Annotated in this window: 16 protein-coding genes; 7 read left to right on the top strand and 9 right to left on the bottom strand. The window is 54.2% G+C overall.

What is annotated here, in order from left to right:
* Positions 1-4: 4 nt before the first annotated feature.
* A complete protein-coding gene (locus KW828_RS20655; RefSeq protein WP_072568518.1) occupies positions 5-178 on the bottom strand; it encodes a GhoT/OrtT family toxin in 174 nt (57 codons plus the stop codon).
* Between the two features lie 90 nt (positions 179-268).
* Here KW828_RS20655 and KW828_RS20660 point away from each other — a divergent pair, with 90 nt between their 5' ends.
* Positions 269-970 (top strand): hypothetical protein, encoded by a 702-nt coding sequence (locus KW828_RS20660; protein WP_218338123.1) that lies wholly within the window; start codon positions 269-271, stop codon positions 968-970.
* Here KW828_RS20660 and KW828_RS20665 read toward each other — a convergent pair.
* A complete protein-coding gene (locus KW828_RS20665; RefSeq protein ID WP_088218523.1) occupies positions 950-1,123 on the bottom strand; it encodes a GhoT/OrtT family toxin in 174 nt (57 codons plus the stop codon). The two genes, KW828_RS20660 and KW828_RS20665, sit on opposite strands and share 21 nt — an antisense overlap.
* Positions 1,124-1,495: 372 nt before the next feature.
* Between KW828_RS20665 and aqpZ the strand changes: the two genes are divergently transcribed.
* Positions 1,496-2,212: an aquaporin Z gene (aqpZ, locus tag KW828_RS20670; RefSeq protein ID WP_218338124.1), complete on the top strand. Its 717-nt coding sequence runs from the start codon at positions 1,496-1,498 to the stop codon at positions 2,210-2,212.
* A 102-nt stretch (positions 2,213-2,314) separates the two neighbouring features.
* Here aqpZ and patD read toward each other — a convergent pair whose 3' ends face one another.
* The 6 genes from patD to KW828_RS20700 all read right to left on the bottom strand — a co-directional run bounded on the left by patD (position 2,315) and on the right by KW828_RS20700 (position 9,227).
* Positions 2,315-3,739 carry an aminobutyraldehyde dehydrogenase gene (gene patD / locus KW828_RS20675; protein WP_218338125.1) on the bottom strand — a complete coding sequence of 475 codons (1,425 nt, stop codon included), beginning with the start codon at positions 3,737-3,739 and terminating at the stop codon, positions 2,315-2,317.
* Between the two features lie 25 nt (positions 3,740-3,764).
* On the bottom strand, positions 3,765-4,559 hold the full coding sequence (locus KW828_RS20680; RefSeq protein ID WP_218338126.1) for an ABC transporter permease: 795 nt from the start codon (positions 4,557-4,559) through the stop codon (positions 3,765-3,767).
* The gene (locus tag KW828_RS20685) at positions 4,549-5,490 is read right to left on the bottom strand and encodes an ABC transporter permease (protein WP_218338127.1); all 942 of its coding nucleotides are present in this window, start codon (positions 5,488-5,490) and stop codon (positions 4,549-4,551) included. The genes KW828_RS20680 and KW828_RS20685 overlap by 11 nt, the downstream gene beginning before the upstream one ends.
* Positions 5,491-6,504, bottom strand: coding sequence for an ABC transporter ATP-binding protein (locus tag KW828_RS20690; RefSeq protein ID WP_218338128.1), 1,014 nt, complete (start codon positions 6,502-6,504; stop codon positions 5,491-5,493). It abuts the gene before it with no gap.
* A gap of 13 nt (positions 6,505-6,517) precedes the next feature.
* Entirely contained in the window at positions 6,518-7,663 is a 1,146-nt protein-coding gene (ydcS, locus tag KW828_RS20695) for a putative ABC transporter substrate-binding protein YdcS (protein ID WP_218338129.1), read from the bottom strand.
* Between the two features lie 154 nt (positions 7,664-7,817).
* A complete protein-coding gene (locus KW828_RS20700; RefSeq protein ID WP_218338130.1) occupies positions 7,818-9,227 on the bottom strand; it encodes a PLP-dependent aminotransferase family protein in 1,410 nt (469 codons plus the stop codon).
* A 225-nt stretch (positions 9,228-9,452) separates the two neighbouring features.
* On the opposite strand from KW828_RS20700, the gene KW828_RS20705 reads away from it, so the two are divergent.
* The 5 genes from KW828_RS20705 (at position 9,453) to KW828_RS20725 (ending at position 12,951) form a co-directional block, all read left to right on the top strand.
* Positions 9,453-9,932: a DUF2778 domain-containing protein gene (locus tag KW828_RS20705; RefSeq protein WP_218338131.1), complete on the top strand. Its 480-nt coding sequence runs from the start codon at positions 9,453-9,455 to the stop codon at positions 9,930-9,932.
* Positions 9,932-10,180 carry a hypothetical protein gene (locus tag KW828_RS20710; protein ID WP_218338132.1) on the top strand — a complete coding sequence of 83 codons (249 nt, stop codon included), beginning with the start codon at positions 9,932-9,934 and terminating at the stop codon, positions 10,178-10,180. The genes KW828_RS20705 and KW828_RS20710 overlap by 1 nt, the downstream gene beginning before the upstream one ends.
* Positions 10,181-10,427: 247 nt before the next feature.
* Complete coding sequence (locus KW828_RS20715; RefSeq protein ID WP_218338133.1) at positions 10,428-11,813, top strand: cytochrome ubiquinol oxidase subunit I; 1,386 nt, start codon at positions 10,428-10,430, stop codon at positions 11,811-11,813.
* Complete coding sequence (gene cydB, locus KW828_RS20720) at positions 11,813-12,823, top strand: cytochrome d ubiquinol oxidase subunit II (RefSeq protein WP_218338134.1); 1,011 nt, start codon at positions 11,813-11,815, stop codon at positions 12,821-12,823. The genes KW828_RS20715 and cydB overlap by 1 nt, the downstream gene beginning before the upstream one ends.
* A complete protein-coding gene (locus tag KW828_RS20725; protein WP_218338135.1) occupies positions 12,823-12,951 on the top strand; it encodes a DUF2474 domain-containing protein in 129 nt (42 codons plus the stop codon). The genes cydB and KW828_RS20725 overlap by 1 nt, the downstream gene beginning before the upstream one ends.
* Before the next feature lie 165 nt (positions 12,952-13,116).
* Here the strand turns inward: KW828_RS20725 and KW828_RS20730 are convergent, their stop codons facing one another.
* The gene (locus KW828_RS20730; RefSeq protein ID WP_218338136.1) at positions 13,117-14,559 is read right to left on the bottom strand and encodes a T3SS effector OspC family protein; all 1,443 of its coding nucleotides are present in this window, start codon (positions 14,557-14,559) and stop codon (positions 13,117-13,119) included.
* Positions 14,560-14,985: the final 426 nt, after the last annotated feature.

A 14,985-nucleotide genomic window follows, 5' to 3' on the forward strand; every position in this document is an offset into this window, starting at 1 on the left:
TCACTTAGAAAAGTGAGATGAGTAACGCAACGGGAAAGCTCATCGGCCAGGTGGAACCGACCAGGAAGGCACTGAGAAAGCGGATGCGTTTGCGATCTTTCGACAGAAACCAGGTGATCAGCGCGCTGATAGCGGCCATGACGGCATAGAAAGCCAGCATTTTTTGATAGAGTGTCATTATGTGATCGATTCCAGAGACAAAACGGGCGCAATATGCATCGTTTATTGATATTAATCAAGTTTTGTAACAGCAAAAGGAAAGGGAAAATTGATCGACACGCTGAACGCGCTTTATGACAGTACATCATCCCGGACGTTGGCGGCATGGCAGCAGCATCCCGACATCGGCGAGAGACGGCGCGCACCGCGTTATGCAAAAGATAAGTTTGCGCTGGCAACGGGCATCACCCCGCCGTTATCCCCCGCCATCGCCGCCCTGTTGCAGGAGCTGCATGAGCTGGCCGCAGGCGATCCACTGGCCGATGTCATGCCTGCTACCGCGCTGCACTTTACGTTCTTAGCGGTTACCGATGCGATTTATGCCACGCCGCAGCCGCCGCAGGAAATTCCCTGCCTGACGGCGCTGTTTAATGACATCACGCCGCTGACCGTTACCATCCGCGATCTGCGACTGGTCGCCCTTCCCGATCAACTTCTGCTCGCAGGCATTCCGGACGCCGCCAGCCTCGCGCAACGGCAACGTTTTGCCGAGGCTCTGCTCGCCAGCCCCTGGAAATCGGCGTTAACGCGGCGTTACGGTAACACGCCGCTGCCGCCACCCTTCTGGCACAGCACACTGGTGCGTTATGAGGCGTCCCGTCTGCCGCCACGTTTTCGTGAGTTTTTTGCCCGCCAGCACACCTCACGTTTTGGTGAGGTGCGTGCGCCGCTGATGCTGGCGATGGTGAATTACAACTGGAGTCATAAAGGGATCGTGGGGACTGGCCACTCAGAACAAGGAAAGCAGTAACGCCATCGGGAAGCTCATCGGCCATGTCAGCCCGACCAGCACAGCGGCGAGCAGGCGAACCCACCCTTTATCTTTGGTGAGAAACCAGGTGATGACGCCGCATACCACTGCCATCACCGCATAGAAAATCAATAATTTAAAATAGAGTGTCATCGTGACAGGCGCTCCCTGCGTTAAGGCCGCACGTATTATCAACCAAATCCACTGCCCTGAAAGGCGACTGTGTCACAGCTTACCAGCAATAAATTGACATTCGTAACAGCAATAACAATTACTCAAGAAAAATATCATGGCCTATATAGAGATGCGCATCTAAATCACAATAAAACAAAAAACAAAACATTTCAGCAGTTATATAAAACGCTTATTTACATCGCAATAATTACAGTCACACTAATAACATCACGGATGTTATTAATAGTGGCTTTTATAGCGCTGTTGTATTCCCTTGCGCGATTAACGGATGACCATACGGCAGCGTTATATGTATGCCATGAATAATTAATGAACAGAAGGAACTTACCGATGTTAAAAAAAACCGCTGCCGAATTTTTTGGCACGTTCTGGCTGGTCTTGGGTGGCTGTGGCAGTGCGGTTCTGGCTGCTGCTTTTCCGCAATTGGGTATTGGATTCGCGGGCGTGGCCCTCGCGTTTGGTCTGACGGTGGTGACCATGGCCTACGCCGTGGGTCATATTTCCGGTGGACACTTTAACCCGGCTGTTACGCTCGGGCTGTGGGCCGGCGGTCGTTTCTCATTGCGCGACGTTTTACCTTACCTCATCGCGCAGGTGATTGGCGGTATCGTTGCCGCAGGCGTCCTGTACCTGATTGCCAGCGGTAACGCGAACTTTGACGTGACGGCGAGTGGTTTCGCCGCAAATGGATTTGGCGAACATTCTCCCGGTGGCTATTCACTGCTGGCCGCCGTTGTCGCTGAGCTGGTGCTCACCGCGTTCTTCCTGATTGTCATTCACGGCGCAACGGATAAACGTGCACCCGCTGGTTTTGCGCCCCTGGCGATTGGTCTGGCGCTGACCCTGATCCATCTGATCAGCATTCCCGTGACCAATACCTCTGTTAATCCGGCGCGCAGCACGGCAGTGGCTATTTTCCAGGGAACCTGGGCGGTAGAGCAATTATGGGTATTCTGGCTGGTGCCGCTGATCGGCGGTATTATTGGCGGTCTGATTTATCGTTTTCTGCTCTGCGCAGAAACGGTCAAATATACGCGAATTAGCTGAAAGCATCGGGCGGGGGTAATTAATTTTTCTTAATTACAATGACCCCCTTCAGGGCAACCAAATGTTATTAGCATAATGGTTGCCCTGCGCGTTGAATAATAATTAGTGTTTTATCATCACATGCCGCACCACGGTGTAATCCTCCAGCCCGTAAACCGACATATCTTTACCGTAGCCGGACATTTTCTGCCCACCATGTGGCATTTCACTGACCAGCATAAAGTGGGTATTGACCCAGGTGCAGCCATATTGCAGGCGTGCGCTCAGACGGTGCGCACGGCCCACATCTTTTGTCCATACTGATGACGCCAGCCCGTACTGCGAATCGTTGGCCCATGCCAGCACCTGAGCTTCATCGTCAAATTCCGTGATACTCACTACCGGGCCGAACACTTCACGCTGGACGATGGCATCTTCCTGCTTCGCCCCGGCCAGCAGCGTCGGCTGAAAATAGTAGCCCGCGCCCTCGCGTTTTTGACCGCCGGTGATCACTTTGATGTGAGGTAATGCTTTTGCCTCGTCCACTGCGGCGCTCACCCGCGCCAGATGGGCTTCGGAACTTAACGGTCCCAGCTCGGTAGATGCATCCTCCGGCGCGCCCATTTTCAGGCTGGCTACTGCGGCCGCGAGTTTTTCCACCAGCGCCGGGTAAATGCCCTTTTGCGCATAGATACGACAGGCCGCGGTGCAGTCCTGCCCGGCGTTGTAATAACCAAAGGTGCGCACGCCTTCGACCACCGCCTCCAGATCCGCATCGTCAAAGACGATCACCGGGGCTTTGCCGCCCAGTTCCATATGGGTACGTTTCACCGAGGAGGCCGTATGGCCGATGATATGTTCGCCAGTGGCAATCGAGCCTGTGAGGGAAACCATGCGCACTTTTTCATGACCGGTCAGCGGATCGCCGACGGTTTTACCGCGGCCAAACAGCACGTTCAGGACGCCTGCCGGGAAAATGTCTTTTGCCAGTTCCGCCAGTTTCAGCGCCGTCAGCGGCGTGATTTCTGACGGTTTAAGCACCACGCAGTTACCCGCGGCCAGCGCCGGGGCGAGTTTCCAGGCGGCCATCATCAGCGGATAGTTCCAGGGCGCAATGGAGGCGACCACGCCCACCGGATCGCGGCGGATCATCGAGGTGTGCCCTTCCAGATATTCTCCTGCGGCCAGGCCATTGAGCGTGCGTGCTGCGCCGGCAAAAAAGCGAAATACGTCCACCACTGCCGGGATCTCATCGTTTAGCGCACAGTGCAGCGGTTTGCCGCAGTTGAGTGACTCGAGTTTTGCCAGCGCCTCGGCGTTGTCTTCAATAACCTGTGCCAGTTTCAGCAGCGCCTCGGCACGCACTTTCGGCGTGGTCTGGCCCCATTCGCTAAACGCGCGATCGGCGGCGCGCACGGCGGCGTCAACCTGGGCGGCAGAAGCTTCAGCGATCTCCAGCAACACCTCTCCGGTGGCCGGGTTATACACGGCCTGGGTTTCCCCTTCGCCGTTGATCAGCTCGCCATTAATGAACAGTTGATGTTGCATAGCATTGTCCTTTCTCTGTGGTCAGTTATTTTCCGATGTCGTCTTCGCGGGTCAGCCACCAGGCACCGAGGATCGGCAGCATCGTGACCAGCATCACCAGCAGCGCCACCACGTTAGTCACCGGCACGTCGCGCGGTCGGCCTAACTGGTTGAGCAGCCACAAGGGCAGCGTACGTTCATGCCCCGCGGTAAACGTGGTGACGATGATCTCGTCGAACGACAGCGCAAACGCCAGCATGCCGCCCGCCAGCAGCGCCGAACCCAGGTTCGGCAGCACCACATAGCGGAAGGTCTGCCAGCCGGTCGCGCCCAAATCCATCGACGCTTCCACCAGGCTCCATGAGGTACGGCGAAAGCGTGCGATGACGTTGTTAAACACCACCACCACGCAAAAAGTCGCATGGCCGATGACGATAGTTAAAAAACCCGGCTCCAGATCGACGGTTTTAAAGGCCGTCAGCAGCGCCAGCCCGGTGATGATCCCCGGCAGCGCAATAGGCAGCAGTAACAGTAACGAGATGGCGTTCTTGCCAAAAAACGTGCTGCGCCATAAGGCTGCTGCAGCAAGCGTGCCAAGTCCTAAGGCGATGACCGTCGACAGCGCGGCGATTTTCAGTGACAACGTCACAGATTCGAGAATGTCGGCCCGTGTAGCGGCCACGCTGAACCAGCGCAGCGTCAGTCCCTGCGGGGGAAAACTGAACGCCGCGTCTTCGGTGTTGAACGCATAGAGGGCGATGATAGCGAGCGGGAAATGCAGGAAGATCACCCCGCCCCAGGCCGCCACTTTGAGCAAAAAAGGGGCACGATCAGAGTGCATCGAAAGCTCCCAGGCGTTTCACGAACGCCAGATACAGGGCAATCAATACGATGGGCACCAGCGTAAAGGCCGCCGCCATCGGCATGTTGCCAATCGCCCCCTGCTGTGAATAGACCATGTTGCCGATGAAATACCCCGGCGGGCCGACCAGTTGCGGGACGATAAAATCCCCCAGCGTCAGGGAGAAGGTGAAAATCGAACCGGCGGCAATGCCAGGAATAGCCAGCGGCAGCACCACGTAACGGAAGGTTTGCGCCGGACGCGCGCCCAAATCGGCTGATGCCTGTAACAGCGAGGCGGGTAGCCGCTCCAGCGCCGCCTGCACCGGCAGGATCATAAACGGCAGCCAGATGTAGAGAAACACCAGAAAACGCCCGACGCCGGAAGTGGAAAGTGTGCTGCCGCCTGCGGCGGGCAGGGTCAGAAAAGCAGCCAGCAGCGGTTGCAGCCCGAGGTGATTTAAGAACCACTGGGCCACGCCGTCTTTCGCCAGCAGCAGCGTCCAGGCGTAGGCTTTGACGATGTAACTCGCCCACATTGGCAGCATCACGGCAATATAGAAAAAAGCTTTCATCTTGCCGCGGGTATACCGCGCCATAAACCACGCCATCGGGAACGCCAGGATAGCGCTGGCGACCGTAACTGCCAGCGCCATGGTCAGGGTGCGCAGGATGATGTCGTAGTTGGCAGGATTAAACAGCGCCCGCAGGTTCGCCAGCGTCAGATCCGGCGTCACCGACATAGTAAAATCGTCGAACGTATAAAACCCCTGCCACAACAGGGTGAGCAGCGATCCGAAATAGACCACGCCAAACCACATCAGCGGCGGCAAAAGCAGCAGGAACAGCCCGAGGCCGGGCCGGCGCCAGAAAAAGCCCGACAGCCTTCCGGCCCGCTGTGGCGCTGGCAGTCGAGAAACGTTCATCGCCATTTAGCCCGCCCCCTGCAACGGCACCATCGCCGCCCGCGCCCAGGAAGCCTGCACCGGCTGGCCTGGCTGCAACAGTTCCGGCAGTTGCGCGTCGGAGAGATTCGGCTGGCTGACCAGCAGTTTTTCGCCCCCCGGCAGCCGCAGCTCAAAGCGCGTTGCTGCCCCCTGATACTGCACCGCCTGTACCACGCCCTGCACCTCTATTTCGCCCGCGACGTTGAGGCGGATATGTTCGGGGCGCAGGGAATAAATCCCCGTCATGCCGCACAACTGGCTGGCGGTGTCAGCGGTAAAAACGTTGGCGGTGCCGACAAAACCGGCGACAAACGGCGTGCGCGGGCGTAAATAAAGTTCGCGCGGGCTGTCGATTTGCTCGATGCGGCCGTTGTTGAACACCGCCACCCGGTCAGACATCGACAGCGCTTCGCCCTGATCGTGGGTGACGAAAATAAAGGTGATGCCCAGATCCTGTTGCAGCTTTTTCAGTTCGAACTGCATCTGCTCGCGCAGTTTGAGATCGAGCGCGCCGAGCGGCTCATCCAGCAGCAATACCCGCGGCTCGTTGACCAGCGCACGGGCAATCGCCACCCGCTGCCGCTGACCGCCGGAAAGCTGCGAAGGTTTGCGGGTATGGACAAATCCCAGCGCGACCTTCTCCAGCGCCTCGCGGGCGCGGGCATGGCGCTGTTTTTTGTCCATGCCTTTTACCATCAGGCCGTAGGCGACATTGTCGAGGATCGACATGTGCGGGAACAGCGCGTAATCCTGGAAGACGGTATTGACGTCACGCTGCCAGGGCGGCAGCGCGCTGGCATCCTGGCCGAAAATGCGGATCGCCCCGCCGGATAACTGTTCAAAACCGGCTATCAACCGCAGACAGGTGGTTTTGCCGGAGCCAGACGGTCCCAGCATCGAGAAAAACTCCCCGTCCTGCACCTCAAGGCTGACGCCATCTACTGCCCGCACATCCCCATACAGACGCGAGACATTGTGAAACTCTACGGCACTGGTCATGCTGTCTCGCCCCTTAACGACCACCCATAATGGCGATGTAATCCTGCGTCCAGCGGCTGTACGGCACATATTTGCCGCCGTCCGCCACCGGGGTTTTCCAGAAGGCGATCTTGTCAAAGAAGCCGTAGCCGTTGGTGTCGCAGCCTTTTTCACCGAGCAGCGGGCTGGCTTTGCAGCCTTCCGGCACGACAGGCAGCGAGCCAAACCACGCTGCCACGTCGCCCTGCACTTTTGGCGTCAGTGACCAGTTCATCCACTTATAGGCGCAGTTCGGGTGTCTGGCGTCGGCGTGCAGCATGGTGGTATCTGCCCAGCCGGTGACGCCCTCTTTTGGAAAGACAGTGGCAATGGGCTGGTTTTCGCCTTTCAGCGCGTTTGCCTGATACGGCCAGGCGCTGGAGGCCACCACGCCTTCGTTTTTGAAATCGCTCATCTGCACCGTGGTGTCGTGCCAGTAGCGGTGGATCAGCTGATGCTGATCGCGCAACACCTTCAGCACCGCGTCGTACTGCTGTTGGGTGAGCTGATAAGGATCGTCAATGCCGAGTTCCGGCTGGGTTGCTTTCACATAAAGCGCAGCATCGGCGATATAAATCGGTCCGTCATAGGCCTGGACGCGGCCCTGATTGCTTTTGCCGTCGGGCAGGTCTTGTTTGACGAACAGCACCGCCCAGCTGTCAGGCGGAGTGGGAAAGGTTTTGGTGTTGTACATCAGCAGGTTCGGCCCCCACTGATAAGGCGTGCCGTAGACTTTACCGTTGACGTTAAACCAGTCGCCCTTCTCCATACGCGGATCGATGGTTTTCCAGTTTTCGATAAGCGCCGTATTAATCGGCTGGACGCGTTTACCCATGATCAGCCGCAGGGAGGCGTCACCGGAGGCGGTGACCAGGTCGTAACCGCCTTTCGCCATCAGGCTGACCATTTCATCGGAGGTGGCGGCGGTTTTGACGTTGACGGCGCAGCCGGTCTCTTTTTCGAATGCCGTGACCCAGTCGTAGTCTTTATCGGTTTGCCCACGCTCGATATAACCGGGCCAGGCGATAATATCCAGCCGCCCTTCGCCTTTGCCGATCTGCGTAGGCGGTTCGGCGGCGTGGGCGCAGGCAAGGGTCATACCCAGCGAACACAGACAGCTGCGCGCAAATGTTTTGCTCATACGGATGTACTCCTGTCGCAATAAGAGGTGCGGCAGCCGTGCCGTTAAAAAGTCTCCCTTCATAAAGGTAGACAGCGGCACGATCCGTATTACAGAAATTTGCTCAGGTTGTGACAGACGTTAAATTCAGTAAATAAGCCGCCGCAAAGAGTTGTTATTTCAGCGATTCACGAATTAATTGTCCGAGGATCTTTACCGCCTGCTCCTGGCGATCGCCCCATTCCCACGAGGTGTTAAAGCGGAAAAACGGCACCCAGGCGTCGGAGGTGGAAAACATTTTGCCCGGCGCGATGCTGATGCGGTGCGCCAGCGCCTGTTCGCTTAACCTTCCTGCATCCAGCGGCGCGGGCAGTTCGATCCATAAAAAATAGCCGCTGTCGTTGTGGTGAATTTTCACCTCCGGCGGCAGATGGCGCAGCAGCGCCTGCCAGCTTTGCTGTTTACGGGCGGCCAGCGTGCGCCGCAGACGTCGCAGGTGGGCGTCGTAGCGCTGGGTGGAGAGGTAATCGACCAGCGCCAGCTGCACCGGCGAACTGGTGGATAAGGTGCTCATCAGTTGCAGTTGCTGAATGCGCCGCGCATGTTTTCCCGCCGCCACCCAGCCGATACGAAACCCCGCCACCAGACATTTTGAAAATGACGAGCAGTGCAGCGTCATGTCTTGGGTATCCCAGGCTTTCGCAGGCAAGGGTTTTTCGCGTCCGTAATACAGCTCGCTGTAGACGTCATCCTCAATCAGCGTGACGTTGTGCTGGGCCAGCAGCGCGACCAGTCTGGCTTTTTTGTCGGCGCTGAGGGTAAACCCGAGCGGGTTCTGGCTATTGGTCATCAACCAGCAGGCTTTTACCGGATAGTCGTTCAGCGCCTGAGCGAGCGCCTCCAGATCGATGCCCTCTTTCACATCCGTCGCCACCGACAGCGCTTTCAGCCGCAGCCGCTCCAGCGCCTGCAACGCACCGTAAAAACAGGGGTTCTCGACGATCACCCAGTCCCCCGGCTCGGTCACCGCCTGTAAACTCAGGTTGAGCGCTTCCAGCGCCCCGGCGGTGATCACGATTTCATCCGGCGAAACGGTCATGCCCTGCTGGGCATAGCGACGGGCGATCGCGTGGCGCAGCCCGGCATTGCCCGGCGGCAGGTTTTCGATCACGCTCATGGCGGTGGCGGTTTTGCCAATCGCTGCCAGCGAGCGGTTAAGCTGCTGTTGCGGGAAGAGATGCGGATCGGGAAACGCCGAACCAAACGGCAGCACCGAGGCGTCGCAGCTGGCCTGTAATACATCAAAAATGTAGGTATTGATGTCCACCGCTTCATCACGCATCACCTGCGCGGGCGGCGTCAGTTTTTGGCTCACCGGGCGCGGCGCGACGAAGTAGCCGGACTGTGGGCGGGCGACGATACGTCCCTGGCTTTCCAGCATCTGATAGGCATGGCCGACGGTCATAAAGCTCAGTCCACTGTGCGTGACCTGTTCGCGTAACGACGGTAAGCGGTCCCCTGGCTGCCAGACGCCGAGTTCAATCTGGTCGATGATTTGCTGCGCAAGGCGCTGGTATTTTTTCACGGGCACCTCTATGTCTTTCACAATGGTATATCAGTTACTTAAAAATAACATATTCGGCAAGCTGTTATTATCCTCTTAAACTCATTTAGGTTTTAGATACCATAAGCGTAAATCATTTATTTACATGATTTATATAGAATATCTATGGCACATTATGGTTAACGGGCTTGATAACTGTGGGCGTTTATTGGCAGCCAGGTTTTCCAGTACGGGATAAGGTGGCTAATGATTAGGTGTACTTTTCATTTAAATGGTGGGCAAATGTCGACGCTCAGTTGCCCAGGCACAGGTTTCTTTCCGGCATATTCAGGCAATGCAGGGGCAAGCCGAAATAACCCGGCTGCGGTATCACTGAAAAAAATCGGCCCCCTACCACCCGGCAGATATTTTATTGTATCCCGTCCACGGGGTGGCTTAGGGTCACACTGGCACGACATGATAAAAGAGCTTGAAAGCGGTTCAAACCGTGACTACTGGTTTGCGCTTTATCGTGACGATGGCACGTTAGATGACTCGACCTTTATCAAGAATGTCAGGCGAGGCGCTTTTCGTCTTCATCCTGCTGGCCATTCCGGGATTAGCGAAGGATGTATTACTATGCCTTTCCCCTGGCATTACAGGACATTACATCACGCCTTATTAAGTGCAGGTTCAGTAGCGATAACCTCTCAGTTAAGAGCGTTTGGAACGATACAGGTCTATTAATGAGCCCTAAAATCCACGTACTTATATGGCTAGGTCAGTTGTTGCTTCTTATGGTGGTGTACTCAGTGCTGTGCGCGCTGGCCCCGGATACCTGGCTTTATGATATTTATACCAGCCGATTCGGTTTTCTCACAGAAGAGGAATGGTATGATCGTTACATCCCGGCGCTGATGATCCTTTCTGTCTTCCTCACCACACTGCTGATCCTGATAATTGCGCTTTTCAGGAACCCTCATAAAAAGTCTTAATGGTTGCGTGTGAACGGGCCGCACTTGAGTGGCTCGTATATTCTTTAACAGCCTTCCGCCTTTCCCCTCTCACTTACACGTTCTTAACCTAAACTTATCCTGTCTTACAAAACTTTTCTCCATATCAGTTGATGAAAATGGCCTTAAAACAAGAACTGTTATCTAAAAATATCGGGTATCTGCGTCTGCACGTTTCACTCCCGGATCATTACCATTAACGCTAACAGCAGGTTATCAGAGGTTGTCTATGTTCGGTCTTGATGCGTTTCATTTGGCGAGGATCCAGTTCGCTTTCACGGTTTCATTCCACATTATCTTCCCGGCGATCACCATCGGGCTTGCCAGTTACCTGGCGGTGCTGGAAGGGTTGTGGCTGAAAACCAAAAATCCGGTATGGCGTGCGCTGTACCATTTCTGGTCAAAAATTTTCGCCGTTAACTTCGGCATGGGGGTGGTGTCCGGTCTGGTGATGGCCTATCAGTTCGGCACTAACTGGAGCGGATTCTCGCAGTTTGCCGGCAGTATTACCGGCCCGCTGCTGACGTATGAAGTGCTGACGGCGTTCTTCCTGGAGGCGGGTTTTCTCGGCGTAATGCTGTTCGGCTGGAATAAAGTCGGACCGGGGCTGCACTTTTTTGCTACCTGCATGGTGGCGCTGGGCACGTTGATGTCCACGTTCTGGATCCTGGCGTCCAATAGCTGGATGCACACTCCGCAGGGCTTTGAGATCGTCAACGGTCAGGTGGTGCCGGTGGACTGGTTCGCCGTGATCTTTAACCCCTCCTTCCCGTATCGGCTGCTGCACATGACGGTGGCGGCGTTTCTCAGTAGCGCGTTATTTGTGGGCGCCTCCGCGGCCTGGCATCTGCTGCGCGGCAATAATACCCCTCCCATTCGCACCATGTTCTCCATGGCGCTGTGGATGACGCTGATTGTCGCTCCTATTCAGGCCATGATCGGCGATATGCACGGACTGAACACGCTGGAGCATCAACCGGCGAAGATCGCCGCCATTGAAGGCCACTGGGAAAATAAACCGGGTGAGGCGACGCCGTTGTTGCTGTTCGGCCTGCCGGATATGGAAGAGGAACGCACGCGCTATGGGCTGGAGATCCCGGCGCTCGGCAGCCTGATCCTGACGCACAGTCTCGATAAACAGGTTCCGGCGTTAAAAGAGTTTCCGAAAGAGGACCGTCCAAACTCCACCATTGTGTTCTGGTCGTTCCGCATCATGGTGGCGATGGGTCTGCTGATGATGTTGCTTGGCGTCGCGGCGCTGTGGCTGCGTTATAAACACCGCCTTTATGAATCGCGGCCATTCCTGCATTTTGCGCTGTGGATGGGGCCATCCGGGCTTATCGCCATTCTTGCCGGTTGGGTAACGACGGAAGTGGGTCGTCAACCGTGGGTGGTGTATGGCCTGCAACGCACTATCGACGCGGTTTCCGCCCACGGCGATTTGCAGATGAGTATCAGTCTGCTGACCTTCTTTGTGGTTTACACCTCGGTCTTCGGCGTCGGCTACAGCTATATGGTGCGCCTGATCAAACTCGGCCCGCAGCCGCCTGATGAACATCCCACAGATGGCCGGCCTGCCCGCCCGCTGTCAGCGACCAGGGAGGAGTTTAAATAATGGGTATCGATCTGTCGGTAATCTGGTTTGTGATCATCGTCTTCTCCACGCTGATGTATATCGTGATGGACGGCTTTGATTTGGGCATCGGCATTCTGTTTCCGCTGGTGCAGGATGAAGATGACCGCGATGTGATGGTCAACACGGTCGCGCCGGTCTGGGACGGCAACGAAACCTGGCTGGTGCTGGGTGGTGCGGGACTGTTCGGCGCGTTTCCACTGGCTTATGCGGTGATCATCGATGCGCTGACCATCCCCCTGACGCTGATGCTGATCGGGTTGATTTTCCGCGGCGTGGCCTTTGAATTTCGCTTCAAAGCCACCCCGGAACACCGCCCGTTCTGGGATAAATCGTTCCTGTGTGGCTCGATCCTCGCCACCTTCACTCAGGGTATCGTGGTGGGCGCGGTGCTGAACGGTTTCCCTGTGACGGGTCGTACGTTCAGCGGCGGTCCACTGGACTGGCTGACGCCGTTTAACCTGTTCTGCGGTGTCGGACTGGTAGTGGCCTACGCCCTGCTCGGCGCGAGCTGGCTGGTGATGAAGAGCGGCGGTGAATTGCAGGAGAGAATGCGTCGTTCGTCGAAGCAACTGTTATTGGCGCTGCTGGTGGTGACGGCGGTGATAAGCCTGTGGACGCCGCTGGCGCATCAGGCGATAGCCGATCGCTGGTTCAGCATACCGAATATTTTCTTCCTGCTGCCGGTTCCGGTGCTGGTGGTGCTGCTGAGCTGGTGGCAATGGCGAAGTCTGAGCAACGTTGAGCACCATTCACTGCCGTTTGTGCTGACGCTGGGACTGATTTTCTTAGGGTTCAGCGGGCTTGGCATCAGCATCTGGCCGCACATTATTCCGCCGTCCATCACGCTGTGGGAGGCTGCCGCCCCGGCGCAAAGCCAGGGCTTTATGCTGGTAGGCGCGCTGCTGATTATTCCGGTGATCCTGGTGTACACCTTCTGGAGCTACTACGTATTCCGCGGCAAAGTTAAACCCGGCGAGGGCTATCACTGATGCAGACACCTTTATGGAAACGGTTGATGTGGCTGGTGATCATCTGGGTAGCCAGCGTGCTGGCGCTCGGCGCGGTGAGTATGGGGTTCCGGCTGCTGATGAGCGCAGCGGGATTTAAGGCGCATTGACGTTGGTATCTCTCAGCCCACCTTCGCGGTGGGCTGTTAATAAAACATTGTCTTTCTGATTATTATAAAAGTTATATTAATCAGTATCCGCAGGAGTATTTATATGTGGCATATTATTGTCTAATCTTATGCCAGCCCTGTTAGATGTTCTCCCTTACCTTTTTTTTAGCTATGATTCTTACTGTGCTTCCCACGCCTGGCGCCATAGGCAAGTAAGAGAGCTATCATTTCTTTATTATTGTATTTTATCGCATTATCTAACATGGTATCACCAGCATTAACTTCCTTGAATGCTGTATTCGGTTCCACTAACCCACGATCCAGAAACTCTTTCAGGATTTTTTCATCTGCAGAGTCATCGCTTAGTGAAAACTCAATATCTCTGGATGAAGTGGTCATTTTTATTAAATCATCAACAGTAAAACTGAATTTTGAGAATACTAAATCGACAACATCTTTTTTAGCGTATTTTATAGCAAGCCCCATGACTTTACATGCATCATCCTTGTTGGTCATATGTGCTGAAAGCGCTTCAAAATTTGAGGCTTTAACCGCATCTCCCACGCTTATTTCTCGTAATTTTACTTCTTTAAAAGTATCAGTGCTAACCATTCTGGGAACATGGAACTCTGGTTGAAATACGAAATTCAGGATTTTATCTAAATTTTTACTATCCAGATCTTTATTTAAAGCAAAGTTTTTAAATGCGGTATCACTGCTGTTTCTCAGGAAGTTGATGAGGTGCAGCCCCAGACCAAGCCTCATGTCTTTAGTATTAAAGATGGGAATATCTATTGTGCCTTTATCGCCGTGAACTTTGCGGTAAACTTCACTTCTTACCTGTGAGAATTGAGCGATAAATTCTTTATGCTCGTGTAGGAATGCAGGCGGTATAGTGTTATCCAGATGATCAGTCAATGTCAGATACCCATGCGGAAACTGCTCCTCAACGATATAAGCATTAGCGCCAAAATCGACAGTTGAATGACGGGTATGCAGAGGGAGCAGCGCTTCATCATCAGAAAATTCCACGCCAAAAAAAACAAAGTCCTGATTATTCAAACATCGTATATCTTCTGAGTACGTGTTTTTTGCAGTGCAAATATCACGGGACTGTAACTTATTCAACGACATGATATTAAGTGTACCCGCGGCACCTGCCAAATTTGAATTGCTTTGATGTCTGAAATGGATTTTTGTATCGACTATTTTACTGAGCAAAACTTTTTCTTGTAAGGTTAAATTTTGGGTTTTCCCTTTTATTGCGGTCAAGTAGGCTTTAGAAACATTATTAAGATGTTGTAGTGCGTGTAATGAAGCTTTCCGTGCTGATGGATCTGGCAGCGCGATACCTAAATCTTTAAAGTTAGCCCCTTTGGAAAACATTTTATTATAGCTCTGTGCGGCTATTGTTTTCTTAAAAAAAGCTTTTATTACATCCGCGCTTCTGTTCTTTAAATCATTATTCTGAAAAATGGCATCCGGGGAGTTTTGTACAGCAATACAATTTTCCATGGTGGGGCTTAGCCCTCTTCCAGTTTCGCGTTCTGCCGGAAGATAAGCAAAATTATTTTGCTGACGGTTTACGACTGAATGTGTTAACTTCATAACAAATTTTTCCTGGTATACGGATTTTTTAGCGTTAAATTATCGTACCAGTATGCAATTAGGGTATCTAAAATTTCATTCAAATGTAAATCACGAATGCATTATTTTGATAATGGTCAGTTTCTATTTTTTCATTATGAGTTTTTTTACAGAATTGATGTATTTATACAGGCCAGGCGTTGGTATTTCCATTACTTCACCTGTCAGTGCAACCCCAACGGAAATAAATCGACGCAACTTGACGTTTGCCCGGCGGCGCGTTGCTTGCCGGGCCTACATCACCCCATCCCACATCATTTCGTAGATACTGTTATGCCATGCAAGCATTTTCCTCATGCAGCGTGGCATCGAACGGGCGTCCTGATTTCAGGACGCCATACGCCACCTGGGCAAGTTTACGCATCATCGCCCCGATTATCAGCTTCG

The organism is Enterobacter sp. ENT03 (assembly GCF_019218745.1).
Taxonomy (GTDB): Bacteria; Pseudomonadota; Gammaproteobacteria; order Enterobacterales; family Enterobacteriaceae; genus Enterobacter_D.

What these genes read in the sequence shown, in the direction of transcription:
- KW828_RS20705 (WP_218338131.1), top strand. Translation starts at nt 9,453, where the DNA reads ATGATTAGGTGTACTTTTCATTTAAATGGTGGGCAAATGTCGACGCTC.
- KW828_RS20710 (WP_218338132.1), top strand. Translation starts at nt 9,932, where the DNA reads ATGAGCCCTAAAATCCACGTACTTATATGGCTAGGTCAGTTGTTGCTT.
- KW828_RS20690 (WP_218338128.1), bottom strand. Translation starts at nt 6,504, where the DNA reads ATGACCAGTGCCGTAGAGTTTCACAATGTCTCGCGTCTGTATGGGGAT.
- cydB (WP_218338134.1), top strand. Translation starts at nt 11,813, where the DNA reads ATGGGTATCGATCTGTCGGTAATCTGGTTTGTGATCATCGTCTTCTCC.
- KW828_RS20715 (WP_218338133.1), top strand. Translation starts at nt 10,428, where the DNA reads ATGTTCGGTCTTGATGCGTTTCATTTGGCGAGGATCCAGTTCGCTTTC.
- aqpZ (WP_218338124.1), top strand. Translation starts at nt 1,496, where the DNA reads ATGTTAAAAAAAACCGCTGCCGAATTTTTTGGCACGTTCTGGCTGGTC.
- KW828_RS20725 (WP_218338135.1), top strand. Translation starts at nt 12,823, where the DNA reads ATGCAGACACCTTTATGGAAACGGTTGATGTGGCTGGTGATCATCTGG.
- patD (WP_218338125.1), bottom strand. Translation starts at nt 3,739, where the DNA reads ATGCAACATCAACTGTTCATTAATGGCGAGCTGATCAACGGCGAAGGG.
- ydcS (WP_218338129.1), bottom strand. Translation starts at nt 7,663, where the DNA reads ATGAGCAAAACATTTGCGCGCAGCTGTCTGTGTTCGCTGGGTATGACC.
- KW828_RS20655 (WP_072568518.1), bottom strand. Translation starts at nt 178, where the DNA reads ATGACACTCTATCAAAAAATGCTGGCTTTCTATGCCGTCATGGCCGCT.
- KW828_RS20665 (WP_088218523.1), bottom strand. Translation starts at nt 1,123, where the DNA reads ATGACACTCTATTTTAAATTATTGATTTTCTATGCGGTGATGGCAGTG.
- KW828_RS20680 (WP_218338126.1), bottom strand. Translation starts at nt 4,559, where the DNA reads ATGCACTCTGATCGTGCCCCTTTTTTGCTCAAAGTGGCGGCCTGGGGC.
- KW828_RS20730 (WP_218338136.1), bottom strand. Translation starts at nt 14,559, where the DNA reads ATGAAGTTAACACATTCAGTCGTAAACCGTCAGCAAAATAATTTTGCT.
- KW828_RS20685 (WP_218338127.1), bottom strand. Translation starts at nt 5,490, where the DNA reads ATGGCGATGAACGTTTCTCGACTGCCAGCGCCACAGCGGGCCGGAAGG.